The organism is Shinella sp. R2-11, from assembly GCF_055330205.1.
Genome location: NZ_JBVAPC010000029.1, coordinates 1 through 590 on the forward strand (window position 1 = coordinate 1; position 590 = coordinate 590).

Sequence of the window (590 nt, forward strand, 5' to 3'; positions counted from 1 at the left end):
GCCAGCACCTTGGCCATCGGCCGGTGCACGCGGCCGTGGAAATCGACGCCGATGCCGATATGCGGGCCGATGGCCTCGCGGATGATGGCGATGGTCTCCACCGCCTTCTCCACCTTCTCCCAGGTGTCGACGATCTGCATTTCCTCGCAGCCGTTGAGCTTGATCGCCTTGAAACCACGGGCGACGACCTCGCGGGCATTGTTGGCGACGTCGGAGGGACGGTCGCCGCCGATCCAGCTATAGACCTTGATCCGGTCGCGCACCTGGCCGCCGAGCAGGGCATGGATCGGCTGGCCATAGGCCTTGCCCTTGATGTCCCAGAGCGCCTGGTCGATGCCGGCGAGCGCCGACATGTGCACGGCGCCGCCGCGATAGAAGCCGCCGCGATACATGACCTGCCAGTGATCCTCGATCAGCAGCGGGTCCTTGCCGATGAGATAGTCGGAAAGCTCCTGCACCGCCGCTTCCACCGTCAGCGCGCGGCCCTCAACCACCGGCTCGCCCCAGCCGACGATGCCCTCGTCCGTCTCGATCTTCAGGAAAAGCCACCGCGGCGGCACGATATAGGTCGTCAGCTTCGTGATCTTCAT

At 65.3% G+C, this 590-nt stretch carries 1 protein-coding gene; it reads right to left on the minus strand.

Features of this window, described 5'->3' with window-relative positions:
* Positions 1–590 (minus strand): galactonate dehydratase (gene dgoD, locus ACZ1A1_RS24930; protein WP_463622063.1); only part of this gene is annotated, 590 nt, incomplete at its 3' end.